Raw genomic sequence first — 25,658 nt, forward strand, 5'->3', positions numbered from 1 at the left:
CCTTTATCTCGCGCTACCGCAAGGAAGCCACGGGCGGCATGGACGACGTCGCCCTGCGCGCACTCGACGAGCGCCTGTCCTACCTGCGCAATCTTGAACAGCGCAAAGAGGACGTCATTCTGCTCATCGACGCCCAGGGCAAGCTCACGCCCGAGCTCGAGCAGCAGATTCGCGAGGCCACGCAGCTCCAGCGTGTCGAGGACCTCTACAAGCCCTACCGCAAAAAGCGCATGACCCGCGCGCAGAAGGCCCGCGAGGCAGGCCTGGAGCCGCTTGCCAACATGATCATCATGCAGGCCTCGGCCAAGGGCAGCGCGCTCGATGCCGCCGCGGCCTACGTCAACGAGGACGCCGGCTTCAACACGCCCGAAAAGGCGCTCGCCGGGGCGGCGGACATCGTGGCCGAGACGGTGGCCGAGGACCCCGAGAACGTCGCCGACCTGCGCGCCTTTACGCAGAACACCGCCGATATCGTCGTCGAAGCCACAGACCCCGCCGAGAAGACCCCCTACGAGCCCTACTACAACTTTGACGAGCCGCTGCGCCGTATACCCAACCACCGCGTGCTGGCTATCGACCGCGGCGAGCGCGAGGGCAAGCTCCGCGTGCGCGTGAACGTCGACGGCGCCGCTGCCACGGCACGCCTCAGCAGCCGTTGGCCCCGACGCCAGGGCGTCTTCGCGCCCGTCTTTGACGCCGCCATCGCCGACGGTTACAAGCGCCTCATGGCCCCCTCGCTTGAGCGCGAGGCCCGCGCCAAACTCACCGTCCGTGCGCAGACCGAGGCCATCAACGTCTTTGCCAAGAATCTCGAGGGCCTGCTCTCGGCACGCCCCGTGCGCGGTGCCCGCGTGCTCGCGCTCGATCCGGGATACCGCACCGGCTGCAAGGTCGCCGTTATGGACGAGACCGGCAAGCTGCTCGACCACGGCGTGGTCTACCCCACCAAGCCGCGCCACGACGTCGCCGGCACCAAGCGCGAGCTCGCCCGCCTCGTCAAAAAGGACAGCGTCAACACCATCGTCATCGGCAACGGCACCGCCAGCCGCGAGACCGAGGAAGTCGTCTCGGAGTTCATCGCCGAGCAGGCGCCTGGGCTGCGATACACCATCGTTAACGAAGCCGGCGCGTCCGTGTACTCCGCCTCCGAGCTCGCCAGCCAGGAATATCCCGACCTGGACGTCACCGTGCGTGGCGCCATGAGCCTGGGCCGTCGCCTGCAAGACCCGCTGGCAGAGCTCGTCAAGATTCCGCCCCAGTCTATCGGCGTGGGCCAGTACCAGCACGACCTTGACCAGGCCGAGCTTTCGCGCACCCTGGGCCATGTGGTGGAGGACGTCGTCAACCGCGTGGGCGTCGACGTGAATACCGCGAGCGCGAGCCTACTGGGATATGTATCGGGCATCACGCCGAGCGTGGCCAAAAACATCGTGGCCTACCGCGAGGAAAACGGCGCCTTTACCGATCGCCGCCAGCTCAAGAAGGTCCCCAAGCTGGGACCCAAGGCATATCTCAACGCCGCGGGCTTTTTGCGCATTAGCGGCGGCAGGAACCCACTCGACGCGACAAGCGTCCACCCCGAGAGCTACGAGGTGGCCACGTCCGTCCTAGAACGCGCCGGCGTTAAAGCAAGCGAGCTCAGCCGCGGCGGCGTGCCCGACATCGAGCGCCGCCTGGGCAGCATCTCGGCGCTGGCAAGCGACCTGAACTGCGGCACCCTCACGCTCATCGACATCGTCAACGAGCTCAAGAAGCCCGGCCGCGACCCGCGCGACGACGCACCCGAGGTGGTCTTTAGCCGCTCAGCGCTTTCCATCGACGACCTGGAACCCGGCATGGAGCTCAAGGGCACGGTGCGCAACGTCGTCGACTTTGGCGCCTTCGTCGACGTGGGCGTGCACCAGGACGGCCTTGTGCACATCTCCAAGCTGGCCAACCGCTTCGTCAAGCACCCGAGCGACGTGGTACGCGTCGGCGACACGGTCAAGGTGTGGGTGGAAAAGGTCGATCGCGACCGCAAGAAGATCTCGCTCACCATGGTGCAGGGCAAGTAAACCGCCAAAGCAAAGGTACCCCCTGTAGCAATGTGCAAAATCGCGAGTATTCTGCAATTTCCGCCGTTCCGGATGCCCCTCAGAGACGAAAAAGCAAAAAAACAGCCCCCGTTTTGGCGTTTTTAGAGCCAAAACGGGGGCTGTTCCGTGCTTCGATTAACTGGTAAAAGCCTTTACCTTGCTGAATACTCTCGATTTTGCACGGCGCAGGCGGGGGTACCTTTGTCCACGGCATAATATGGAAGCCAATCACCAACCTACCGGCAAGCTCGTGTCGGCAGCCCCGGCCTTTCCTTTGCCTAGCGCGACCCTCGCGAAGCGCGTGAGCGATAGGGAAAGGAAAGGCCGGGGCGAGCAGCCCGCGGCGTAGCCAGTGTTCGCGTTACGGCAGAATATGGAAGCCCAAAGCGGCGATATCCTTGGCAAAGCCGCGCACGGTGTCGAGCGAGACCTCGTACGGGTCGCGACCGATGTTCTTGCGCTTGGCCAGGATGCTGTTGGGCACCGTGATGATCTGGCAACCGCAGGCCTCGGCCTGATAAATGTTGATGAGCTCGCGCGTGGACGCCCACAGGACCTCGCAGTTGGGCTTTGCGGCGGCCTTCTTGACCGACTCCGTCATAAACGGAATGGGGTCGACGCCGGTATCGGCGATGCGGCCGGCAAAGAGCGAGATGATGGACGGCGTCTCGGCGTCGACGGCCTCGACCATCTCATCAACCTGCGTAGGCGTAAAGATGGTGGTGACGTTGACCTTGATGCCGTCGGCCGAAAGCTTGCGCACCAGCTCGGCGGTGGACTCGCCCTTGGTGGTCACGCACGGAATCTTGACGTAGACGTTCTCGGCCCAGGTAGCGATCTCGCGCGCCTCGACCTCCATGGTCTCGACGTCGTCGGCAAAGACCTCAAACGAGACGGACACATCAGTGATGTGGGCCAGGACCTCCTTGGCAAACGCGCGGTAATCCGTCACGCCGCCCTTCTTCATAAGGGACGGGTTGGTCGTGAAACCCTGAACGTTGCCGTTCTCGTACATGTCGAGCATGCCCTCGAGGTTTGCACCGTCAGCGAACACCTTGATTGCCATCTGCCTGATTCCTTTCGCTTGCACATGGGCGTTAAACTGCTAAACACTTTACCTACGTTTATCAAGGCGTGAGCTGCGGTTTTTTATCTTCTCGGCGAACGGTATAAACACCTCAGTGTTTGGATTGATAAATCGATTGAGCATGCAAAAGCAAAGAGTCGCAGTTTGGGCAAACGTCAGAACGCGGGATTCATTAGATGAGGCCGAAATGCTGCATCGCTGTGACGGTGCCGTCGTGTGCGACATCGTCGGTCACGTAGTCGGCGACCGCCTTGACCTCGGGCATGGCGTTGCCCATGGCCACGGCCGTCTCGACGGCAGCGAGCATGCCCAGGTCGTTGCCCGAATCGCCAAAGCCAAAGGTGCGCGCATTTCCCTCGCGGCCCAGATACGCCAGCGCTCGCGCCACGCCCACGCCCTTGTCAATGCCCTTGGGGCTCAGCTCGCGATTCTGACCACCTGTGTTGCACAGCTCAAACTCGCGATCGATAAAGCCGTCATCGCCGGTCACGCGAGCCAAACTGGGCACACTGAGGCATACCTTGCCCACGCGCAGACTGCCGTCGACGCGCATCTCCTCGGCGCTGTGCACCACAGACGTGCCGATCAGAGACGACTGCTCAACGCCCACGGGCTCCAGCGCAAAGGTCGCAGCATTGGACTCGAAAAAAACCTCGATGCCGGCATCCACAACGCGACGCGCGAGCTCCTCAACAACGTCCTCGTCAAAGTAGTCCTCATGCACCACGCGACCCTCGACCTCGAGCGTGGCGCCCGCCATGGCAACGACACCCGCAGGCTCCAAAGCACGCAGGCCATCGGCAATCAGCCACAAGGGACGACCCGTGCAGATAAACGCCTTGTGCCCTGCGTCGCGCAGACGATGAAACGCCTCGATCACCGCCTGCGAGGGGTGAACCGCCGAAAAGTCCTTGTCGGTCATGTTGTCGGGATCGAACGACGTCAGCGTGCCGTCCACGTCAAAAAAGAGCACGGCGGAATCGGGGCACGCATCAATCATATGGGTTCCTTTCGGGGGCGAGAGTAAACGAAGTATCCATCATATAATGGAGCGACGCAACCAGAGAGGTCACCCATGGAATTTTACGCAAGCTGCCCCGAGGGCTTTGAGTCCGCACTCGCCGATGAGCTTAAACGCCTCGGGCTTTCGCATGTTCGCCGGCTGAAGGGCCGCGCTACATTTGAGGGCGAGCTCGAAGAAGGCTACCGCGCCTGTCTGTGGTCGCGCCTGGCGAGCCGTGTGTTCGTGGTACTCGGGCGCTTTGAGGCGCAGGATGCCGATGAACTGTACGATAGCGTTTACGACATCGCCTGGGAGAGCATCGTCCGCCCCGGCGCCACCATCGCCATCACCGCCCGCGGCGTGACCGAGCAGCTGCGCAACACGCGCTTCTCGGCCCTGCGCGCCAAAGACGCGCTGTGCGACCGCCTGGCCGAGACCACGGGACGTCGTGCCGACGTCGATGCCGCCGACCCCGATGTTCACCTACTGCTTTCGCTGCGTCAGCGTCGCGCGAGCATCAGCCTGGACCTTTCGGGCGACCCGCTGTTCAAGCGCCTGCCACCCGCCGCGACCCGCGCCGGCGAGGGCGCACACGTGCTGCGTCCCGACTACGCCGCTCTGCTGCTGGCGCAGGTCGGCTGGACTGCACTGTGCGAGCGCGAGCTGACGGCCGACGATTACGAGAATGAAGCCCTACCCACGCTGGTCGACGCCTCGTGCGCCGGCGGCGGTCTGCTGCTGGAGGCCGTGAACATCCTAACCGACCGCGCTCCGGGCGCCGCACGCGAGCACTGGGGCTTTGAGGGCTGGCAGCTGCACGACGCCGCCCTGTGGGAGCAGCTGCGTGCCGAGGCGCGCGAGCGCGAGACGGCCGCACGCGAGCGCCAGGCGCGCATCGTTGCCGTGGATGTTGACCCCGCCGCCCGCAAGACTGCCGAGCGCATGGTTAAGTGCACCGGCTACAAGCGCTTTGTCGATTTTTGCGCCGCCAAGTCCGCCACTGTGCTGGACCACGCGGGCGCCGTCGCCGGTGCCGCTGTGGTCGCGGATACGACCGAGACGCCGCTTTCGCTCATGCACGACGCCATGACGCTCATCGGCGAGCTGCGCCGCGCACCCGAGCTTGCCGCGGCACCGGTCGCCGCGCTCACCCGCGACGGATTGCTGGCCCGCGCGCTCCACGCCGAGCCCGAGCACTCGATCGCCGTCATGCCCAATAACGAGGAGGCGGCTCTTGAGGTTTGGCCCTCGCTCGACCACGCCGCCGCGGCATTCGAAGCTGCGACCAGCGCAGATGCCGAGGAGCAGACCGCAGATGCCCAAGGCGAAGCCGCCGACACCCTCATGCCCGAACCTACCGCCACGCTCGACCTGGGCGACGGCAAGCCGCTGCCCGTGCTCATCCCGGAGTCCGAGCAGTTCGCCAACCGCCTGCGCAAGAACGCCCGTCTGCGTCGAAAGTGGGCAAAGCGCGAGGGCGTGAGCTGCTACCGCGTCTACGATGCCGACCTGCCCGACTACTCCGCTGCCATCGACCTGTACGAGGGTTGCCCGCAGACGCCGGGCCGCTGGCTCGTCATCGCCGAATACGCCGCGCCCAAGACCATCGACCCCGCACTGGCCCAGGCCCGTATGCTCGACATCTTGGCCATCGCGCCGCGCATCCTGTATGTTCCGGCCGAGCACGTGCACGCCAAGGCCCGCATGCGTTCGCGCGGCGGCTCGCAGTACGGCAAGCAGGGCGCCGGCAAGGCCGGCTCGGGCGAGCGCGCCAACATCGCGCGCCGTCGCCTGCCGCTCATCGAAGAGGGCGGACTCACCTTTGCCGTCAACTTTGACGACTACCTGGATGTGGGCATCTTCCTGGATCACCGCGTCACCCGCAACCTGGTGCGCGAGCACGCCAAACAGGCACGCCGCTTCCTCAATCTGTTCGCCTATACCGGCACCGCCACCTGCTATGCGGCCGACGGCGGCGTCGAGGAAACCGTGACAGTCGACCTTTCCAACACCTACCTGGACTGGGCCGAGCGCAATATGCGCCAGAACGGCTTTGTTGGTCCGCAGCATCATTTTGTGCGCGACGACGTGCTCGCCTGGATTCGCGACCAGCGCCAGACGCGCAACCGCTGGGACCTGATCTTTGTCGACCCGCCCACGTTCTCGAACTCGTCCAAGATGGGCCGCCGCACCTGGGATGTCCAGCGCGACCATGTTGAGCTTTTGGCCGGCGTATCTCGCCTGCTTGCACAGGGCGGACATGCCATCTTTAGCTGCAACCTGCGCGGCTTCCGCCCCGAGACACGCAAGCTCGCGCGCGCGGGCGTCGTGCTGGAGGACATTACGACGCAGACCATTCCCGAGGACTTCGCGCGCAACCAGAAGGTGCATCATTGCTATATCGTGCGCCGCCTGCCCATCGAGGACGCCATGGCCGAGGTCGGCTTTAGCGCCGAGGAAATTGCCGAGCGCGTCGAGGAGCTGCGTAACCCCGAGGCCCGCAAGCCTCGCGCAACGGCGCCCGCGCACGCGCAGACCGGCGACCGAGGGCCGCGCGGCGACGGCAAGACTGCCTGCGCAGGTAAGCCCAAAAAGAAGAAGTTCTACGCCAGCAAGCCCAAGGGCAAATAAACAAAGTTGCGGTGGAATACGGACTGTTTTGCCTGGAATTAGGCAAATTTAGACCGTATTTCACCGCAACTCATATTGGGATGGCGGACGCCGTCCTACCCTTGGGTGACCAGGCGATAGCCGATGCCCACGTGCGTCTGGATATAGCGCGGATGCGCGGGGTCGGACTCAATCTTCTTGCGCAGCGTGCCCATAAAGACACGCAGGCTCGCCAGGTCGCTCTTGGTCGCCGTGCCCCAAATCTCGTGCAGGATAAACTGGTGCGTCAGTACCTTGTCGGCGTTATGCGCCAGCAGGCACAGGAGCTTATACTCGATCGGCGTCAGATGCAGTTCCTCGCCATCCATCGTGGCGATGCCGGCATCAAAATCGATATGCAGCTCACCGGTATCGAACGAGCCCTCGGAGGCAACGCCGCCCGTTTGCGCATACGAAAGGCGCCTGAGCGTCGTGCGAATGCGCGCGAGCAGCTCCTCGACCGAAAACGGCTTGGTCAGATAGTCGTCGGCACCGGCATCGAGCGCGCGGATTTTGTCCGCATCCTCGCTGCGCGCCGAGACCACGATAATCGGCATGCCCGACCATGCGCGCACCGACTCCACCACCTTGACGCCGTCCATATCGGGCAGGCCCAGATCGAGCAGCACAATGCTCGGCGTCTGCGACGAGGCGGCGGCGATAGCGGCATGGGCGGTCTCCACAGCCATATGGCGCAAGCCGTGCGCCTCGAGCGCGGCAACGATAAGATTGCGGACGGCGGGGTCGTCCTCAACGACCAAGATGAGCGGTTTTACGGCAGGGTTCGGCACAGCGCTACTCCTTATCAAACGAAACGTCGGCGGCAGGAAGCTCAATCGTAAAGACCGAGCCGTGCGGGTCCGCCGCGGCAACCTCTATGCTACCGCCATGCGCCAGCGCAATGGAGCGGCAGAGCGAAAGACCCAGGCCCACGCTGCGGTGACTGTCAGCCAGACCGTGGTTGGCGGTATAGAACGACTCGAAGATCCGCTCGCGGTCCTCGGGTGCGATGCCCGGACCATCATCGGCCACCGAGCACGCCACGCGTCCATCGTCGACGCTAATCGAAATCATGATATGCGAGCCCGCGGGCGTATAGGTGATGGCGTTGTTCACCAGATTGACCACCAGCTGCACCATCAGGCGCGCATCGACGTTGACGAGCGCCGGCTCATCGCACGCCACCACCTTAAGGTCGTGCTCGCGCACGGCAGGGTTCACGTGACGCAGCGCCTCCTCGACGATATCGTCCATGAGCTCGAGCGTTGTCGACAGATGCATACCGCCACCCTCGAGCTTGGTGATGGCGAGCAGATTCTCGACGGTGGCGTTGAGCCACAGCGCATCCGAGCGAATGGATAGAAGCAGGCCGCGGCGCGTCTGGGCATCGAGCACCGCGGTGCCGGTCGAGCCCTGATCGAGCAGCACGTCGGCATTGCCCGAAATACTGGTGAGCGGCGTACGCAGATCGTGCGAGATGGAGCGCAGCAGGTTGGCGCGCAGCTGCTCGTTTTTGGCAAGCACCGCCGCCTCCTCGCGGGCCTCCATGGCGCGAGCGCGATCGAGTGCCAGCTCGCCTTCGCTCACGATGGCATCGGCAAGTGTTCGCTCCTCGTGCGTCAGCACGTCGGGCTCGGCAACGATAGCCAGCACGCCCACCACCGAGGCGGGGTCGCCCGAGCGCGCGAAGCCGTCGCCTGTGCGAACCGTCAGGTAGATGCCATAAAACGCCGAGCCGCCAAACGTGGCGTCGAGCGGCGTTCCCACATAGGCGGACGCCGAGAGCCGCGGCGGCATCTGCGGCGCCAGTTCGTGCACCGGTGCGGCATCGCCCACGGCCGTGTAAGTCGCGCGCGGCAGCAGGTCATCGCCCTCGGCGTCGGCGCTGTACCACACGACCGGACAGCCCGAAAGACGCGCCAGCTGCGTTGCCATGGCGTGAACGATCTGCTGCTCGTCGGCGCACCGCTGCAGCATGCGGTTGGTCTCGAGCACCATATGCGTGCGGCGGTCGCTGGCGGCGGCCTGTGCCAAGGCGCGGCGCAGGGCCAACGCAATCGAGCTCGACACAAGCGAGACCACGAACATGATGAAGAACATGCCGGGATAGCCGCGATCGATAAGCGACAGCGAGTAGCGCGGGTCGACAAACAAGAAGTTGTAGAGCGCCACGGCGGCAGCCGAGCTCAGCAAGCAATACAGGCGACTCCAGGTAAAGAATGCGCACAGCTGAACGGCGAACACATAGACGATCATGATGCTCGGCGCGAGACCCGGATGGTCGAGCAGCGCACCCACAATCGTCGCCGCGACCAGCAGCCCCACCGATACGCAGGCGTCATACAGAGGAGTGCGGCGCGTCAGCGTTGTGCGCCGCCACCAAAAGCTATCGGCAATATCGCCGTCCGTACGGACGTCCATCAGTGCCCCGCCCCTCTCTCAAAAACAAAAACCACCACAAAGGGACAGGCACCTTTGTGGTGGTTTCCCTTGTGGTGGTTCCAAGTGTATAGCCTTTGCAACCGGCGGTCGCTAGACAAACAGCACGTGCGCGAGCAGGGCACACACGCACACCGCTCCAAATACCAGTGCCACGATCGAGATCACGCGGTCGGCCATATCCATGTTGGCACGGTTCGTCAAAAACCGATCTTCGGCGGCGTCGGCACGCGCCTCACGCACCATTTCGACCACCGCCTCACGGCCATCGAGCGCCTTTGTATCCATGTTTACCTCCCCGGCCTCATGCTTATCCATCAAAAACCAACTCCGTGTAGCCGCCGACGTCTACGGCCGCTCGTTGGGGGCCAGGCGCTGCATCTTGTTCACGGCTTTGAACTTGGTGAACAGCGGCACGTACTCAAAGCTCACGTTGGAGTTCTCCAGGCCGTACCAACGCGCGGGCGTGCCGGCGGCGCGGCGAATGATGTACTTGAGCGTGATGGCCGTACGCTCGCTGGGCTCCACATCGCTTTCGGGCGCCAGAAGCTTACGGATCAGGACGAACTTGAACGTGCCGATGTTACCCGGATCCTTGTAGACCGAGTAGTCATGCGTCTGCGGCGGCAGCTCGCCGGTGGCAGCCAGGTCCTGAACAACCTGACGCAGGTAGGCATTGACGCGCTGGTTGATCTTGTAGCCCAGGTACAGGTGCACGCGGAACACGTAGTCGGTGCCGAACGTCTCGACCGAATAGGCAAAGGTGTGCGGTTCGTCCATGGTCTCGACATTCACGAACCACCAGGCGCGGGCACGCTTGGGATGCTTGTCCAAGATCGAATAGACGATATCGCGGTCGATGTAGTCGGTATGGGTGTCCTTGGTCAGGTACACGACGTTGTCGCTCATGCGCTCGTAACGGTCGTCGTCGCGCAGGCGCTTGAGCTGCGGCAGGTAGCTGCGCAGCGGCAGCAGCGTAAACTGGCGCTGCTCGACCGCCGTGCCGTTGTACCAGCACACCATAATGCCCATGATGAGTGCAGCCATGAGGATGGTGAAATAGCCGCCGTGGAAGAACTTGGTGAGCGAGCTCACGAAGAAGAAGCCTTCGAGCAAAAGGAAGAAGGCCGCGAAGATCCACGGAGCAACCTTGAGCTTGCGCTCCTCGTGCAGGTAGAAGAAGAGCAGCAGCGTGGTGCACATCATAGTCAGCGTAATGGCAAGGCCGTACGCGGCTTCCATATGCGCCGAGTTCTGGAACAGCAGCACCACGATGACGCAGCCGACAAGCATGACGTTGTTGACCATGGGGATGTAGAGCTGGCCCTTGGTCTCGGCAGGGTAGAAGACCTGCATGTGCGGCATGAGGTCCAGACGGCTGGCCTCGGACACCAGCGAGAATGCGCCGGTGATGAGCGCCTGCGAGGCAATGATGGCCGCAACGGTGGAAAGGCCTACGGCAAAGGGGCGCAGGCCCGGGGCGAGCATCTGGTAGAACGGGTTGAGGTCGGCAATGCCCATGAGCTCGGGGTTGGCAGCGTTGTTCATAAGCCAAGCGCCCTGGCCCATATAGGAAAGCAGCAGGCAGCACTTAACGAACGGCCAGGTAGCGTAGATGTTGCCGCGGCCGACGTGGCCCATGTCGGAGTAGAGCGCCTCGGCACCGGTGGTGGCGAGGAAGCAACTGCCCAGAATCATGATGCCCGCGTGGTTGTTGGGGCTCAGCAAAAAGGCGATGCCGCGCACCGGGTTGAGGCACAGCAGCACGGCGGGGTGCTGGAAAACAAAGAACAGACCCGTGCCGCCCAGGAACAGGAACCACAGCGTCATGATGGGGCCAAAGGCGTGACCGATCTTGGCCGTACCGATGCGCTGTACCAAGAAGAGCACGATGATGATGGCGAGCGTAATGGCGACGACGCGACCCTGGTCATCGCCCAGCACGGCATGGACCGCCGGGATGGTGCGCAGGCCCTCGATGGCCGTGGTAACGGTAACGGCAGGTGTCAGGATGCCGTCGGCGAGCAGCGCGGCGCCACCCAGCATGGCGGGGATGATGAGCCACTTGCCGCAGCGCTTGACCAGGCTGTACAGGGCAAAGATGCCGCCCTCACCATGGTTATCGGCGCGCAGCGAGATGAGCACATACTTGATGGTGGTCAGCAGCGTGACCGTCCACACGACAAGGGAGAGCGCGCCGAGCACGAACTCCTCCGTGACGCTTCCGATGCCGCCGTTGCCGGCAACGAGCGCCTTGGTTACATACATAGGGCTGGTGCCGATATCGCCGTACACCACGCCCAGCGTGACGAGCATCGCCGAGATGCTCACAGGAATCGCAGCGTGCGAAGCTGCCTCCTTGGCCTTTTGTTCCATAAGCCGGTTTCCTCCCAACTTTAATGTTCGAAGGAATTATAGGTAATCGGCCCATGTTTGAATGGCACTGTTTTCCCAGCTAGATAAACATTTATACAGCCTTTAAGCCACCTCGGCGATATGGAATGTGACAAAGGGACTTTCCCTTTGTCACATTCGTCATTTTCCAAGCCAATTTTTGAACCACCACTCCATGGAGCGGCTCATCTCGGCCATAAAGGGACTCGTGTGCTTACGGGTATAGATGTCCACGACGCGCTCCCCCACCTCGCGGGCATGCGGACGGAACATCGCGTCCATCTCGGCCACCTGCGCGTCCATGGTCGCGGCATCGGCGCGGCAGTAGCGCTCCTCGTGCACCAGGTTCACCACGGGATGCGCAATGGCCGGACGCTCCTTACGGGGCGTGCCGATGATGAGCATCGACAGCGGCATGGTATAGGGCGGCAAGTCCAGCAGCTCGGCAACTTCCTCGGCATTCTCGACGATATCGCCGATGTAGCAGCTCCCCAGCCCCAGGGCCTCGGCGGCAACCACGGCGTTTTGCGCAGCGATCACGGCGTCCTGGGCCGCGATGGCAAAGTCGCCCAAACCCGGCGCGCGGCGGGGCGCCTTGCCCGTACGCTCGACAAACTCGGGCTCAAAGCAGCCCACGTGCTCAAACAGATCGATCCACTTGGCATAGTCGACCACAAATATTAGTGCCCAGGGCGCCTTGGCGATCATGGGCTGGTGGTCGCACAGGTCGGCCAGGCGGTCCAGCGTAGCCTGCTCGCGAATGCTCACGATGGAATACATCATCATGGCGCCCGCCGACGGCGCGCGACTCGCCGCATGCAAAATTGCCGCCCGCTGCTCGTCGGTCACCGCCACGGGACGGTCGTCGTCATCACGCGCGAAGGCACGCGTGGAGGAACGGTGCTCCAACGTGTCCAGCACCGCATTGCCCGTCGTCTCGACCGGATAGCCACACGTATCCACAGCCTTGGTGCAAACCTGCTCGTTCATTGCCTCATCCTCGCTAATTCTTTAAGAAGCCTTTACGTTTCCGTGTAATTCCCGTCCATTATCGCGCAGGTCGCCACTACATTACGCCACACCGCCACACGTGCGCGTTATTATGGCTGGTTGTTGTGCGCAACCCTCAAATGCTGCGCATATCTTGGTAACAATCGGGTAAACCCCCGCTTTCGTAGGTTTTAAGTTTGTGAGGAGTCTCAGCATGTTCGCTGCCGCCATCTCGCTCGTCGGTCTTGCGGCGACCGTCTACCTTGTTTTGCGCGAAGCCAAGGCCATTCGCGCTCAGTCGGGCACCGTTGCCAAGGGCGCCTTCGCCTGGAGCGTCGCCTTCGGCCTGTTCCAGCTCTTTTTGACCGTCTGGGGCGCTATTGGCCTCGTCGCGCAAAACGAGCCGCTCGCCTTTGTGATGCTCATCCTGACCAACGCCATCCTCACCGGCTGCGCTTGGGCCAGCATCGCCCGCGACCGCATCGCCCCGCGCGTCTTTGCGTTCGCCGGGCCCAACGCCCCCGCCCCCACCGGCAAGCTCGCCCGCCTGCGCGGCGCCTTTGTGGGCAAACCGCTCGTCGCCGCCGTCCTGTGCCTGCTGCTCGCCGGCGTCTTTGCGCTGCTGGGCATGGAGGTATCGTCCAACCACGACTTTACCTGGGTCTACCCCCTGTGCATCCTGCTCGAGTGGGCCATCATCACCACGCTCATGGTCGGCCTGTTCTTCCTGTTCCAGCGCCACGGCGCAGCCCCCGCGGTCTTGGCCTTTGCCCTCTTTGTCCTGGGCATTGCCGAGTTCTTCGTCATCACGTTTAAATCCATGCCCATCCAGCCGGGCGACCTTTCGGCCATCTCCACCGCCGCCGCGGTCGCCGGCACCGGCTACACCTTCTCGATCTCACTGTTCTGCGTGCTGTCCATGGGCTTTACCGCCATCGCCATGCTGCTATGCGAGTACGCCGGCCTGGTGGCACCGCACCGTCAGAAGGGCGCCGCCAACGCCAAGCGCATGCTGCTCACCAACCTGCTCGTGGCGGTGCTGTGCCTGGGCGGCGTGACCGCACACGTCACGCTCATCGACTACTACAACACTCTCGGCATCACCGTCTACACCTGGCGCCCGCTCGAGAGCTACTGGCGCGAGGGCTACCTGCCCGCTTTCATTAGCGCAGCGCAGTCCATCAAGCCGCCCAAACCCGCCGACTACTCCGTCGACGATGCCAAAGCCACGCTCAAAAAGTACGCCAAGACCTACGACAAGTCCGACGCGGCCAAGAGCGACGAGCGCGCCGCCGCAAAGGAACAGTTCGACAGCGAGAAGCCCACGGTCATCGCCATCATGAACGAGACCTTCTCGGATCTGTCGATCTACCAGAACATGCGCGCCGGCTACGAGGGTCCGCAGTACTTTAAGAGCCTGTCCAACTGCCTCAGCCGCGGTAAGCTCTATGTGAGCGCCTACGGTGGCGGTACCGCCAATACCGAGTTTGAGTTTATGACCGGCAACTCCATGGCCAACCTGGGCTCGGGCGTGTACCCCTACACCATCTACAACATGGAGACGACCGGGAACCTGGCAGAGCAGTTCAAATCGCTCGGCTATTCCACCACGGCTATGCACCCCAACCACGCGACCAACTGGAACCGCGAGAACGTCTACAAGGACTTTGGTTTTGACCAGTTCCTGTCCATCAACGATTTCCAGGGCGCCGATACCCTGCGCGGCATGGTGACCGACCAGGCTACCTACGACAAGATTCTTGAGCTGCTCGACCAGAACGCCGATCCGCAGTTCATCTTCGACGTGACCATGCAGAACCACTCGGGCTACGATACGGGCCTGCTGCCGGTCGACAAGCAGATGCACCTGAACATCGACACGACCGACCTGGACGCCAAGACCGTCGAGGACGGCACGCTCTCCGATGTCGACGAGTATGTCTCGTGCATCGAGCAGTCCGATCAGGCGCTTCGCTACTTCCTCAACGCCCTGAGCAAGCTCGACCGTAAGGTGGTCGTGGTGTTCTGGGGCGACCACCAGCCGTTCTTCCCGTCCAAGTTCAACGATAAGTGGTTTACCGGCGAGGACGACGCCACGCATCAGGAGCGCCTGTGGCAGACCGATTACATCATCTGGGCCAACTACGACGTTGCCGGCTGCGACCAGATGAGCGAGGTCGACGACCTGTCCACCAACTACCTGTCCACCCAGCTGATGCAGCTGATCGGCGCACCGCTGACCGACTACCAGAAAGCGCACATGACGCTGCGCGAGTCGCTGCCCGCCATCAACTCGGTGGGCTACGAGGACGCCAGCCTGCGCTGGGCGCTCTCCTCCAACGTCACCGGTGACGACGCCGCTGCCGCAGCCGCAACCAAGGCGCGCGATGATTACGCCAAGATGCAATACTACGAGATGTTCCGCGACGGCAAGAACGTGTACACCGAGCACTTCCAGACCGAGGCCAACGAGACCGACCCCAACCTGGCACCGGGCACGACCAAGATCAAGTAGCAGCGCGTCTTAACTGGTTCGTCTGCCCGGCGACGCGGAACGTAAGGTTCCCTGCTCGGTCAGTCCTGCGCAAGACGAAGGCCACATTAAGTGGCCTTCTTTGCGTGCGGAACTCGCGATGAACCTTATATGCCTCCGCCTGGACAGACTCCCTGATGTTGGGGCGTGGCTTGTCTTGGGTGTATCGCCGAACATATATAAGTTGAAGGCCACGTTATGTGGCCTTCTTTGTTTGCGGAAAGTGTGTCCCGGAATTCTTGTCTGGAATGGGATGCAGTTTCCGCTTGGGACCCGATTGGGAAAGTGTGTCCCACTATTCAGCTGGATTCCGGGATGTATTTTCCGGTTGAGGCTCGTTGGGAAAGTGCGTCCCACTTTGGGGGCTGATTCTGGGACGTGGTTTCCGGTTGGCTCTCATTGGGAAAGTTCATCCCATTTCTCGGCCTAATTATGGGACGCAGTTTCCCGTTGAGGACTCTTTGGGAAAGTGCGTCCCGGTCTGGGCGCTCAAACTGGGATGGATTATCCGGATGAGGGCTTGACGGAAAATGTGTCCCGTTCCGGGCGCTAATTGTGGGATGCAGTTTCCGCTTGCGGAGTCTCCACTCAACAGAAAACCCGGGTGGCCTGTTTTTTGGCTACCCGGGTTTTTTGGTTTGTCGATATGTTCGACTGGCCGCTAGTGGGTCTTGCGATGCTTGATCAGCATGATGAGGGCTATCACTACGAGCGTTGCTCCCGCTGCTGCTGCGGTGGCGACTAGGGCGAATGTTTGGTCGCCGGTGTTTGCGAGGTTCTTCGCTGTGGTCGTAGTCTTGACCTTGGTGTCGGTCTTAGCTCCGTTGTCGGACTTGGGCTTGTCCGGGTTCGTCGGGGTCTCAGGAGTCTCGGGGTCCTTTGAGCCTTCGGAATCGGTTGGGCCGGCGGTGTTTACCAGCGTATGGTCCAGGAACTTCTTGGCGCCCGCACTTGCCTGTGAGAACAGGCGGCGCGTGCGGATCGGGGTGGCGTTCACCGTTGTGGGCGCCGTCTCCTCGGCCTCGATATTCACGAGCGTCGTGCCGGTGTCGAGGCCCACGTCGTTGTATCCCACGTGGCAGTAATACTGCGCACCGTCATCGTCTGCGGTCAGGTCAATCTCGAGCTTTGAGGCCGTTCCAGCCGCGAGGTTGCCATCGGCACCCACGAGCTTAAACTCTGTCTCGCCGCGGCCCTTGCGGTACCACATATAGGTCGGTGCCAGCCCTGTTTCGCTATCGTCGGCACCGAGTTGCTTCACATGGCCAATCGCCGAGAGCGTCAGGTGGCTTCCCGCCGCGCGCTCAACCGAAGAGTCGTATCCAAGATCCGACCCCTCCGCAGCATCCGCCGCAGGTCCGCTCACGGTCATCGTCATGCCATCGGGCATGGTCTTGACCGTGATGATTGCCGAGCGAATACCTGTTTCGGTCGTGGATCCATTCTTAACGGCGGCGATGGCGAATCGATACTCCGTATTGGGCTGCAGCCCATCCCACTTGAGCGAGGTTTGCGTGTTGTCGGCAATCTTCCAGCTATTGACGACCGCATCCGCCGCATTGCTCTGCAGCATGCCCACGCCGTAGCTAAAGCCACTCTTGTTTGCGAGTACATCGTCCCAGCTAAACGTAACGCTGGTCGAATCGACGGCGTTTGCCGTAAAGCCCGTCACGGCCGGCGCGTCGGGCATCTCGACGTCCTTAACGTCATAGCCCACGATCCAGAACTGGTCGGTGTCCTTGGTGCCGAGCTTGTCGCCCGAGTCTGCCTCGAACTTGTCGACATCCACCGCGTTGACGCCCAGACGCCACACAAAACCGTACTTGCCCTGCGCGGCCTCGGGCAGGTTGTCGACGGTGCCGCCGTATTCGGTCGATTCACTCGAGGAGTTACCCGTAGTAAAGCCGGCGTTGGCACCAAAGCACAGGCCGCCAAACAACTCGTGCTTTGCGAGCTTCGCGCCCATGACAACGCTGCCGTTCAGCGTCAAGCCGAGCTCGAGCTCCTGCTCCTTGCCCTCCTCGACTTCGATGGTCTGCTCAATGCTCGCCCCCGACTGCGCGGCGGCGCCGTTAAACCCATCGTGCGTGTAGGCGCGCGTTACGCCAGGCTTGCCCAGGCCAAAGGAATCCCCAACGGGAGTCTCGCCGTTGAGCGTCGTTTGATAGGTTCCGGGTTCTCCCGACCGGTTGGTCAAAAAGTAGCTGAGCGGCGTCATATTGTGCTGTTTGGCAATGCGGTCATAGGCCTCGACATTAACGACCGAGGTCTGCGCGCCGAGCGACACGGGCGCCGCCATCACGCCCTTGCCACCAGTTTCCTCATTTTCGATCTCATACTCGTAATAGACCATCGGAATCGTGTAGAGCACGGCCTTGTCACCCTCGCCGGCATGCGACTCATAGCTTACGCTTGCGCTGACCGTGCGCTCGCTCCGGTAGTCATAGCATCCCTCGGCGGCAAAATCGACTGAAGCATTCATCGCGACCAGGGGCGGACCGGTCTGCACCTCGACGGCAACGCCCAACTCGGCGCCAATGGTATAGCCCTGGGATGTCCCCGTGCCCTTTTCCTCTCCGTATGACGTGCCGCCCAACACCAGATAGCCGTATGCCTGCTCCAGATCCTCAACATAGGGCGCATCCTGCAGCACGGCAAGCACGCGCGGGTTGGTATAGACCTTGTAGCGGTCCTTGTACGTGATCTTGACGCTGTCGTTGTCGACATCGGGCAGCGCGAGCGAGATAAATGTGCCGTAGGTAGTGCCGCGACGGTTGCTCTCGCTAATCACCTGCTCCTCGCCGCGGCGCACCTTTCCGTTCTCGTCGAGCGAAAAATGCGAGGCGGTCATCCAATAGTAGTCATCGTTCTTGCGCAGGTCCTCGTCGCGGTGCTTGCCCACCACGGCGATAAAGCTCTCGTTATAGCGGTCCGAACCCGAGACGCTGCCCGCCTTGACGTCGCTGATCCACACCTGTTCTATACCCTTGTGGTCATGCTTGTTGCTGCTGTTGTATTGCTGACCGCTCATGCTCATGGTTCCGACCATGGACCCCAAGCCCTGAGCCCCGCTCTGTGCCGTGTTGCAGGCAAAGTCGCGGAACACATCGCCGCCCACGAGCACCTCGTCAACCGCCAGCTGCTCGGACAGGCCGTCAAGGTTGGCAGTGGCAAGGGCAATAGGCGCCAAGGTGCACGGATAGCGCTTATCCTGAGCGCTATCCTTCCATGCGCTGTTGGGCGCATGCATCAGCCCATAGGAGGCGAGGAGCCCGTCTCTGTATTCCTTACAATCGGAAAGCTTGAACTCGCCAGACTCCGAGTCAAAATACGCGTAGCGGTACAGCGCGCCGTACAGCCCCTTGCTGCCGTCAGAAGCGCCGTAATCAAAAGCGCTGCGTTGCCAGTCATAGCCCGCAAGAATAAGGCCCGTGACGGTTTCACCCGTCTTCTTTCCTTCTTCATCGTAGGCGGCAAACGTGCCGAACGTCGCATTCGCAGCGACCATGGTCTTGCCGTTCGCGGAGAGGGAGATTGCGCCCGCGTCGCCCAGAGCATCGACATGGACGAGCGCACCCTTGGATACATCCCACGAAAACAGCTCGCAATGCGTCGACTTATCAATATTCTTCTTGCCGTAGGGTGCCGAGACCACGATGGCGAGGTCATCGCAAAAATCGCGATCGAGGTCGCCGGCCGCTAGCGAAACGACAGGAGCTGACTGAAGCTGCGTCCAGGAGTCGTTCCCGCCCTTGTTGTGCGTGGTGTAGTCCGCGGCGTTACCGGCGTCGATTTTGACGACGCTTTGCTTCCAGTTGCCGCCCTCCAAGTCATACATGTCGACTACAGCCTTGCGCACGCCGTTCTCGTCGACATAGCAGCCCGCGTAGACAAAAAGCTCGTCGACGCCGTCGCCATCGACATCGCCCGCCTCGACATCAAAGACGGCGTCGTGCTCTTGCAGGTAACCGGCATCCAGGTACTTAAAACGGCCTTCGTACATCATATTAGTGTTGACCGTCACCGGCAGGTGTGTGTCGAGAGTGCGCGTACGCCCGTTGCTAAACGAGTAGAGGACCAGCTCAACCTTTCCGGCGTATGACTTGCCGTCAATCGTCGTGGAGGAACTGTCGCCGTAGGCACGGAGCTCGGCAACGCGGCTCTTTTTGCCCGTGCTGGCGTCGCTGCAGAACTCAACACTCGTGGCGTGAATGCCCGAGAAACCGTTGTTGTCGTTGGCGAGTACTGTTGAGGACTCATTGTTGCTTAGGTACGACCAGGTGCCGCCACCGTAGTCGCTATGCTTGTAGAGATCGCTGTTCGTATCGAAGTTGTTGACGTTTTGCCAGAACTTTGCGGCGCCCCACACACTTCCATAGCCATCGGTGAGTTTGCTGCTGCCGCCAATGTCACCGCGCTCGACGTTCTCGAGCTTGTCGCGCAGAGTGTAGCGATTGCCATGGCTACCGTTAGCTGCCATATAGACCTCGCTGCGCGTGGCAAACGTCGTGGGGGTATCAGTGGAATAGGGGCCAACGGTATCGGCCGGAATGTCCTCGCTCGTGCCCAGACCCAGGGCTTGATAATCCTGCTCGGTCATATCGGTGATTGCGGGCGCGTCTGCCGCCTGGGCAACCTGGGGCGTGGCCGTGAAGCAGGCGACGCTCGTGGCGACCAACGCAGCAAGCGCCGCCGTCCCAACAAGCGGGATTTTCGACAGCCTACGGATACGGGGGTGTGGAACGTACATGAGGGACCTCGCTTTATTCGAGTGGAGTGGACTCATTTTTGCAAATGATACATCCGGTGCCCGATATCACGTGTCTCATTTTCGCCAACGGCGTGTCTCATTTTTGAGAATCCGAGATGCCGCGGAAATCTTATCCCAGCTCAAAGGCCATTTCTGGGATGTATTTTCCGTCGAGTGCCTCATCGGGAAACTGCATCCCATTTCAAGCGTCGATTCTGGGACGCACTTTCCCTTAGACCCTCAACCGGAAACCGCATCCCACTTTGAGCGCAAATTCCGGGATGCATTTTCCGCTTGAGCCTCATTGGGAAACGGCGTCCCACTTTGAGGGCTGATTGTGGGATGCATTTTCCGGTTTTGCTCTCATTGGGAAAATGCATCCCGTTTCTTGACCGAATAATGGGACGCAATTTCCCGTTGGAGCGCCTTTGGGAAAGTGTGTCCCACTTCGACCGCCCAGAGTGGGATGCACTTTCCGCAAAGCACCTCAACGGGAAACTACGTCCCATTCCAAAGGCAAATTCCGGGACGCATTTTTCGAAAGCCTGCCCATCCGGAAAGCCCGTCCCACTTTGGACGCATCCGGGCACGGAACCATCGACCTATCAGGCCTCCCATCAATAAAGAGGCGTCCTCCCGGACGGCGGGGCACGAAGTTCATCGCGAGTTCCGCACGCAAAGAAGGCCACTTAATGTGGCCTTCGTCTTGCGCAGGACTGTAGAGCAGGGAACTTCGTGCCCCGACGCCCGGGAGGACGTTTCATTTAGAAAGATGGACCGACCGCCGTCAGCGATGGGAGCTACTCCCCCAGCACGGCCTTTTTGGCGGCTGCAGCCATGTTGTCCAGATCTTCCTTGGTGGGGTGATCCTTTGCGGCGACCCAGTTATCGAGCAGCAACTTAGCGCGGGCGTTGTCGGGATCTTGCTCGAGCATGGCCTCGTAGCGCTGTTTGACCGCGGGACCCATCTTGCCCTGGCACATTGCCCAGCCCACCAGCTCGGTATCATCGGCCAAATTGGAGGTCACGCGATCGATAATCTGCTGGTAATAGCTCTGATCGGCACCAAAACCGCAGGTACCAAACAGAAAGACGCGCTTGCCGTGCAAGGCGGAGAGCAACGCCGCGACCGAAGGCGTGCATGCGCCCTTGTCGCACCAAAAGCCAACGAGCACCGTATCGGCAGCGCAGGCACCCTGCGCCTCGAGCGCAACCTGATCTGCATCCGCATCGTCGCTCAGCGCGGCAGCGTGAATAAACTCGACGCCTGCAGCCTGCAGGGCACGCTTGATTGCGCCCGAAACCATCCTGGTATTACCGCTCTTGCTGTTGACCACCAAAGAGCATGTCATAGTCACGTTGCTCGTTTCCCCCAAAACTAAAGCCACTAATGCAATTTATTAGATGAATATCTTAGTACTAACGTGACAGATGTAAACCACCTTCTGCCGATTGGCGACATGGGCGACACCGATGAGGACAAAACGTCCGCAGCGCAAGCCCCCAAATACTTAAGACGTGGAACGAACGAACCTGATTCATTTGCCCCACGCCTTGCTTACTGGGCGAATTGACTGCGGTAGAGTTCGGCGTAGAAGCCGCCTGCCGCTAGCAGCTCGTTGTGCGTGCCGCGCTCGACAATCTCGCCGTCGCGCATGACCAGGATGCAATCGGCGTTGCGAATCGTCGACAGGCGGTGTGCCACGACAAAGCTCGTGCGACCAGCCATGAGCTCGTCGAATGCCGCCTGCACCTGCAGCTCGGTACGCGTATCGATGCTCGACGTTGCCTCGTCCAGCAGCAAAATCGCCGGATCGGTGAGCATGACGCGCGCGATGCACAGCAGCTGTTTTTGACCCTGACTAAACGTGCCGCCGTCCTCGCCGATCACCGTATCGTAGCCGCCTGGCAGCTGCACGATAAACTTATGCGCATGAGCGCGCTTGGCGGCCTCGACAATCTGCTCGCGCGTGGCATCGGGGCAACCGTAGGCAATGTTCTGGGCCACCGTGCCCTCGAACAGCCAGGTGTCCTGCAGCACCATGCCAAAGGCGCGGCGCAGACTCGCACGCGTGTAGTCACGCGAGGAGCGACCATCGACCGCGATGCGCCCAGCATCGATATCGTAAAAGCGCAGCAGCAGGTTGATGAGCGTCGTCTTGCCACAGCCCGTGGGGCCGACGAGGGCATAGCGCATACCGGGCTTGGCATCGATGCAGATATCCTGCAGCAGTTTGCGGTCGGGCACATAACTAAAGTCCACATGCTCAAACGAAACCTCGCCCTTCGGGGCAGTGAGCTCAATGGCATCCACAGCGTCGGGCTCCTGCTCGCGCGCATCGAGCAACGCGAACATGCGGCGCGCCGAGGCATACGCCGTCTGGATTTGCGTAATGACGTTGGTGACCTCGTTGAATGGCTTGGTGTACTGGTTAGCATAGGACAGAAAGATTTGCACGCCGCCCACCGTGAGCGCCGCAGGTACGCCCGTGATCACGCCCGCGCAGCCAATCACGGCGACCACGGCGTAGATGATGTTATTGATGAAGCGCGTACCGGGGTTAGAAAGCGAACCCATAAACTGCGCGCGCTCACCTGCCGTGTAGAGCTCAGCGTTGAGGGCATCAAAGCGCGCTTGAGCGCGCGGGCCGTAGGCGAAGGCGTCCACGAGCTTTTGCTCACCCACATACTCCTCGATATGACCGCCGAGCTGGCCTTGGATGAGCTGTTGAGCAGTGAAGCTCTTATTGGAAAGCTTGGCGATGGCACCGGCCGCAAAGATGGAAAGCGGCGTGACGAGCACCACCACAAGCGTCATGGTCAGGTTGATGGAGAGCATAAACGCAAGCGTGCCCACGATGGTGATGACGCCGGTAAAGAGCTGGGTAAAGCCCTGCAGCAGACCGTCGCCCACCTGGTCGACGTCGTTGACCACACGGCTCATAAGGTCGCCGTGGGCATGGCCGTCGATAAAGCTGAGTGGCATGCGGCTGAGCTTGTCGCTCGCCTCCACGCGCATGTCGCGCACCGTCTCGTAGGACAGGCGGTTGACGCAATAGCCCTGCAGCCACTGGAAGGCCGCCGCACCCACCACGACAATCGCGAGCTTGGTAACGAGCGGCAGCAGCGCGTCAAAGTCCACCTGCCCGGCGGCAACGATGAGGTCGATGCCCTCGCCGATGAGGATGGGCGTATAGAGTTGCAGGATCACCGAGATGGCGGCGCTCACAAACGACGCCGCAAACGAGACGCGGTGCGGGCGAACATAGCCCAGCAGACGGCGAGTTACCGCGCCTACGGGGTAACGCTCGGGGTCGCCGGGCTGGCGCGGACCGTCGCCCAGGTCGTTGAGGTTATCGTTGCCGGACACGTTGGCCGTCATCGTGGCGACCGAACCGGAAGAAGTATACGGATTCATTTAGCAGCCCTCCTTTGCGCAAGTGGATGCCGGGGCAGCCGGGGCGGACGCGGAACTTGGGGCGGACGCGGGCATCGCGCTCCCCTGCTGACCCTCGAGCTCCTCGCGACGAAGCTGCGACTGGCAAATCTCGCGATAGAGTTGGCAGTTTGCGTACAGCTCGTCGTGCGTACCCAGGCCCGCGACCGATCCGTGGTCGAGCACGCAGATCATGTCGGCATCGCGCACGGTCGAGACGCGCTGGCTCACGATCACCGTGGTCAGCGGGAGCCCGCCCGCGGCGGCACCGCGTACGCTGCGCTCGCGGATGGCGTGGCGAAGCGCCGCATCGGTCTTAAAGTCGAGCGCCGAGGCGGAGTCATCCATGATCAGAATTTGCGGCGAGCCCACCAGGGCACGCGCAATGGTCAGGCGCTGGCGCTGGCCGCCGCTGAAGTTCTTGCCGCCCGCCTCGACCGGGGCGTCGAGGCCCTGGGGCTTGTTGTGCACGAACTCGCTGGCCTGCGCTATATCGAGCGCCGCCCACAGCTCCTCATCGGTTGCCGACTCGTCGCGCCAGGTTAGGTTGCTGCGGATCGTGCCGCTCACGAGCGACGCGCGCTGCGGAACAGTCGCGACCACATGGCGCAGCTGATCGAGCGGCCAGGCGCGCACGTCGGAGCCCATCACGCTCACACTGCCGACGCCCGCGTCGTACAGGCGCGGGATGAGCGAGACGAGCGTCGACTTACCGCTGCCCGTGCCGCCGATAATGCCGAGCGTTTTGCCCAGCGGCAGCTCCAGGGTCACGTCATTGACGGCGTTGGCGGCGCCCGCGCCAAAAGAGAAGCTCGCATGGCTCAAGCTCAGCGCGGGAACCGGAACAGCGTTGCCCATCGCGCTCGGCTCGAGTAGCGCAACCGGCTGGTTGCCCTCGTCGGTGATGCTCGGCACGCAATTGAGCACCTCGTTGATACGCGACGCACTAGCGCTCGCCTTGGTAAAGACCACGACCAGGTTGGCGACATACACGATGGAGGTCAGGGTCTGCGTCATGTAGTTGACGAACGCCATGACCTGGCCCTGCGTGAGCTCGCCCACGTTGACCTGGATGCCGCCCACCCACAGGATGGCGCACACGCCCAGGTTCATCACCAAAAACGTGACGGGGTTGAGAATCGACGAGAGCTTGCCCACCGCGATTGCGACACGCGCCTGGTCATCGGCCGCCTGGGCAAAACGCTCACGCTCGTGACCCTCGCGCACAAACGCCCGGACCACGCGGGCGCCCGAAAGTCCCTCGCGACAAATAAGCGCGATGCGGTCGAGCTTTGCCTGCAGCTGCTTGTAGTACGGGATGCAGCGCGCCATAACAAACCAAAACACCAGGCCGATAGCGGGCGTGCAAATCAAAAAGATCATGCCGAGCTTAAGGTCGATGGCAAGGGCCGCAATCATGGAGCCCACCGCCAGGAAAGGCCAGCGGATGAGCATACGCACGCCCAGCGCCACGGCGAGCTGCACCTGGTTGACGTCGTTGGTAATGCGCGTGATGAGCGACGGCGTGCCAAAGCGGTCGAGCTCGGCGTAGCTCAGCTTGTTGATGTGCTCGTAAAGCGCGCCGCGAATGTCGGTGCCCATGCCCTGCGAGGTAAGCGCCGCCATCTTTTGGCAGACGAGCGTAAACGAGATGCCGATCACGGCCATGGCGGCAAGCAATATACCGTAGTGGACGACGGCACTCACGTCGTGCGCACCGATACCTTTATCAATCATCTGGGCAATCACCAGCGGCGTCAGCAGGTCAAAGATCACTTCGATCAACTTGCACGCAGGGCCAATCACCATATACCGGCGAAACTTACCACCAAAACGCCTGAGCAGCTCAATCATGTATAGGCGCTCCCTATCATCATCTCTCTTCAATCTGATTCATGATAGTACGGAGAGCCCTGAAGATACGTAAGCAACTCGTTACAGAAGAATCTTGGATGGTGGTAAAAACCGTCACTGTTTTGACGCAGTCAGCGAGCGACATAACGCCAGGGATTCAATTATCAGATAAATGTGACCCTTCAGGCGGTTTTGGTCGGCTACCCGCGAGTGCCGGCAGGGCGCTTGGTAGTCGAGCGATCCCGCAGGCGAAGCCGAGGACCAGCGAGACACCAAGCGCCCTGCCGGCACTCGCGGGTAGCCGCGGCACCAAAAAGCGCCTGCGCGCTCGATGGATTCGGATGCCCGACAGAGGCTCCTTATGGCTGCTTCCTTCCGGACCTGACCAGATTCGGAACATGTCGTCATCCGAACCCATCGAACGCGCTAGGCGCTCGATATATATTAC

General features: G+C 61.7%; 14 protein-coding genes and 1 other RNA gene. 3 read left to right on the plus strand and 12 right to left on the minus strand.

Translation table 11 applies throughout. The features are described from left to right. On the plus strand, nt 1-2,054 hold a 2,054-nt coding region (locus AB5164_RS01715), incomplete at its 5' end, for a Tex family protein (protein ID WP_368147749.1). 382 nt (nt 2,055-2,436) lie between these two features. Here the strand turns inward: AB5164_RS01715 and AB5164_RS01720 are convergent. Continuing rightward, complete coding sequence (locus AB5164_RS01720) at nt 2,437-3,141, minus strand: transaldolase (RefSeq protein ID WP_196025514.1); 705 nt, start codon at nt 3,139-3,141, stop codon at nt 2,437-2,439. A 193-nt stretch (nt 3,142-3,334) separates the two neighbouring features. Then, nucleotides 3,335-4,162 (minus strand): HAD-IIB family hydrolase, encoded by an 828-nt coding sequence (locus AB5164_RS01725; protein WP_368142514.1) that lies wholly within the window; start codon nt 4,160-4,162, stop codon nt 3,335-3,337. A 75-nt stretch (nt 4,163-4,237) separates the two neighbouring features. On the opposite strand from AB5164_RS01725, the gene rlmKL reads away from it, so the two are divergent. Then, nucleotides 4,238-6,796, plus strand: a complete 2,559-nt coding sequence (gene rlmKL, locus AB5164_RS01730) for a bifunctional 23S rRNA (guanine(2069)-N(7))-methyltransferase RlmK/23S rRNA (guanine(2445)-N(2))-methyltransferase RlmL (protein WP_368142513.1) — start codon at nt 4,238-4,240, stop codon at nt 6,794-6,796. Nucleotides 6,797-6,891: 95 nt separating this feature from the next. Here rlmKL and AB5164_RS01735 read toward each other — a convergent pair whose 3' ends face one another. The 5 genes from AB5164_RS01735 to AB5164_RS01755 form a co-directional block, all read right to left on the minus strand. Continuing rightward, the gene (locus AB5164_RS01735) at nt 6,892-7,605 is read right to left on the minus strand and encodes a response regulator (protein ID WP_368142512.1); all 714 of its coding nucleotides are present in this window, start codon (nt 7,603-7,605) and stop codon (nt 6,892-6,894) included. A gap of 4 nt (nt 7,606-7,609) precedes the next feature. Then, nucleotides 7,610-9,235, minus strand: a complete 1,626-nt coding sequence (locus tag AB5164_RS01740) for an ATP-binding protein (RefSeq protein WP_368142511.1) — start codon at nt 9,233-9,235, stop codon at nt 7,610-7,612. A 111-nt stretch (nt 9,236-9,346) separates the two neighbouring features. Further along, nucleotides 9,347-9,541 carry a hypothetical protein gene (locus AB5164_RS01745; protein WP_368142510.1) on the minus strand — a complete coding sequence of 65 codons (195 nt, stop codon included), beginning with the start codon at nt 9,539-9,541 and terminating at the stop codon, nt 9,347-9,349. Between the two features lie 60 nt (nt 9,542-9,601). Next, complete coding sequence (locus tag AB5164_RS01750) at nt 9,602-11,629, minus strand: KUP/HAK/KT family potassium transporter (protein ID WP_035138754.1); 2,028 nt, start codon at nt 11,627-11,629, stop codon at nt 9,602-9,604. A gap of 159 nt (nt 11,630-11,788) precedes the next feature. Next, nucleotides 11,789-12,637, minus strand: a complete 849-nt coding sequence (locus tag AB5164_RS01755; protein ID WP_346965391.1) for a nitroreductase family protein — start codon at nt 12,635-12,637, stop codon at nt 11,789-11,791. Nucleotides 12,638-12,851: 214 nt separating this feature from the next. Between AB5164_RS01755 and AB5164_RS01760 the strand changes: the two genes are divergently transcribed. Continuing rightward, nucleotides 12,852-15,152, plus strand: a complete 2,301-nt coding sequence (locus AB5164_RS01760; protein ID WP_368147750.1) for an LTA synthase family protein — start codon at nt 12,852-12,854, stop codon at nt 15,150-15,152. A 679-nt stretch (nt 15,153-15,831) separates the two neighbouring features. On the opposite strand, the gene AB5164_RS01765 is transcribed toward AB5164_RS01760, so the two are convergent. The 5 genes from AB5164_RS01765 to ffs all read right to left on the minus strand — a co-directional run bounded on the left by AB5164_RS01765 (nt 15,832) and on the right by ffs (nt 25,631). Beyond that, complete coding sequence (locus tag AB5164_RS01765) at nt 15,832-19,920, minus strand: fibronectin type III domain-containing protein (RefSeq protein ID WP_368142508.1); 4,089 nt, start codon at nt 19,918-19,920, stop codon at nt 15,832-15,834. 800 nt (nt 19,921-20,720) lie between these two features. After that, nucleotides 20,721-21,272 carry a flavodoxin family protein BilS gene (bilS, locus tag AB5164_RS01770; protein ID WP_368147752.1) on the minus strand — a complete coding sequence of 184 codons (552 nt, stop codon included), beginning with the start codon at nt 21,270-21,272 and terminating at the stop codon, nt 20,721-20,723. Between the two features lie 206 nt (nt 21,273-21,478). Then, entirely contained in the window at nt 21,479-23,338 is a 1,860-nt protein-coding gene (locus tag AB5164_RS01775) for an ABC transporter ATP-binding protein (RefSeq protein ID WP_368142506.1), read from the minus strand. Beyond that, the gene (locus tag AB5164_RS01780) at nt 23,339-25,210 is read right to left on the minus strand and encodes an ABC transporter ATP-binding protein (RefSeq protein WP_368142505.1); all 1,872 of its coding nucleotides are present in this window, start codon (nt 25,208-25,210) and stop codon (nt 23,339-23,341) included. A 325-nt stretch (nt 25,211-25,535) separates the two neighbouring features. Beyond that, an RNA gene (ffs, locus tag AB5164_RS01785) (signal recognition particle sRNA small type) lies at nt 25,536-25,631 on the minus strand. Nucleotides 25,632-25,658 lie beyond the last annotated feature (27 nt).

It is taken from the genome of Collinsella aerofaciens (genome assembly GCF_040915425.1).
In the GTDB taxonomy this organism is placed as follows: Bacteria; Actinomycetota; Coriobacteriia; order Coriobacteriales; family Coriobacteriaceae; genus Collinsella; species Collinsella aerofaciens_BW.

Excerpts from the sequence above, each read along its gene's own strand:
- rlmKL (WP_368142513.1), top strand. The coding sequence starts at position 4,238 with ATGGAATTTTACGCAAGCTGCCCCGAGGGCTTTGAGTCCGCACTCGCC.
- AB5164_RS01720 (WP_196025514.1), bottom strand. The coding sequence starts at position 3,141 with ATGGCAATCAAGGTGTTCGCTGACGGTGCAAACCTCGAGGGCATGCTC.
- AB5164_RS01750 (WP_035138754.1), bottom strand. The coding sequence starts at position 11,629 with ATGGAACAAAAGGCCAAGGAGGCAGCTTCGCACGCTGCGATTCCTGTG.
- AB5164_RS01760 (WP_368147750.1), top strand. The coding sequence starts at position 12,852 with ATGTTCGCTGCCGCCATCTCGCTCGTCGGTCTTGCGGCGACCGTCTAC.
- bilS (WP_368147752.1), bottom strand. The coding sequence starts at position 21,272 with ATGACATGCTCTTTGGTGGTCAACAGCAAGAGCGGTAATACCAGGATG.
- AB5164_RS01725 (WP_368142514.1), bottom strand. The coding sequence starts at position 4,162 with ATGATTGATGCGTGCCCCGATTCCGCCGTGCTCTTTTTTGACGTGGAC.
- AB5164_RS01765 (WP_368142508.1), bottom strand. The coding sequence starts at position 19,920 with ATGTACGTTCCACACCCCCGTATCCGTAGGCTGTCGAAAATCCCGCTT.
- AB5164_RS01755 (WP_346965391.1), bottom strand. The coding sequence starts at position 12,637 with ATGAACGAGCAGGTTTGCACCAAGGCTGTGGATACGTGTGGCTATCCG.
- AB5164_RS01740 (WP_368142511.1), bottom strand. The coding sequence starts at position 9,235 with ATGGACGTCCGTACGGACGGCGATATTGCCGATAGCTTTTGGTGGCGG.
- AB5164_RS01775 (WP_368142506.1), bottom strand. The coding sequence starts at position 23,338 with ATGAATCCGTATACTTCTTCCGGTTCGGTCGCCACGATGACGGCCAAC.
- AB5164_RS01780 (WP_368142505.1), bottom strand. The coding sequence starts at position 25,210 with ATGATTGAGCTGCTCAGGCGTTTTGGTGGTAAGTTTCGCCGGTATATG.
- AB5164_RS01745 (WP_368142510.1), bottom strand. The coding sequence starts at position 9,541 with ATGGATACAAAGGCGCTCGATGGCCGTGAGGCGGTGGTCGAAATGGTG.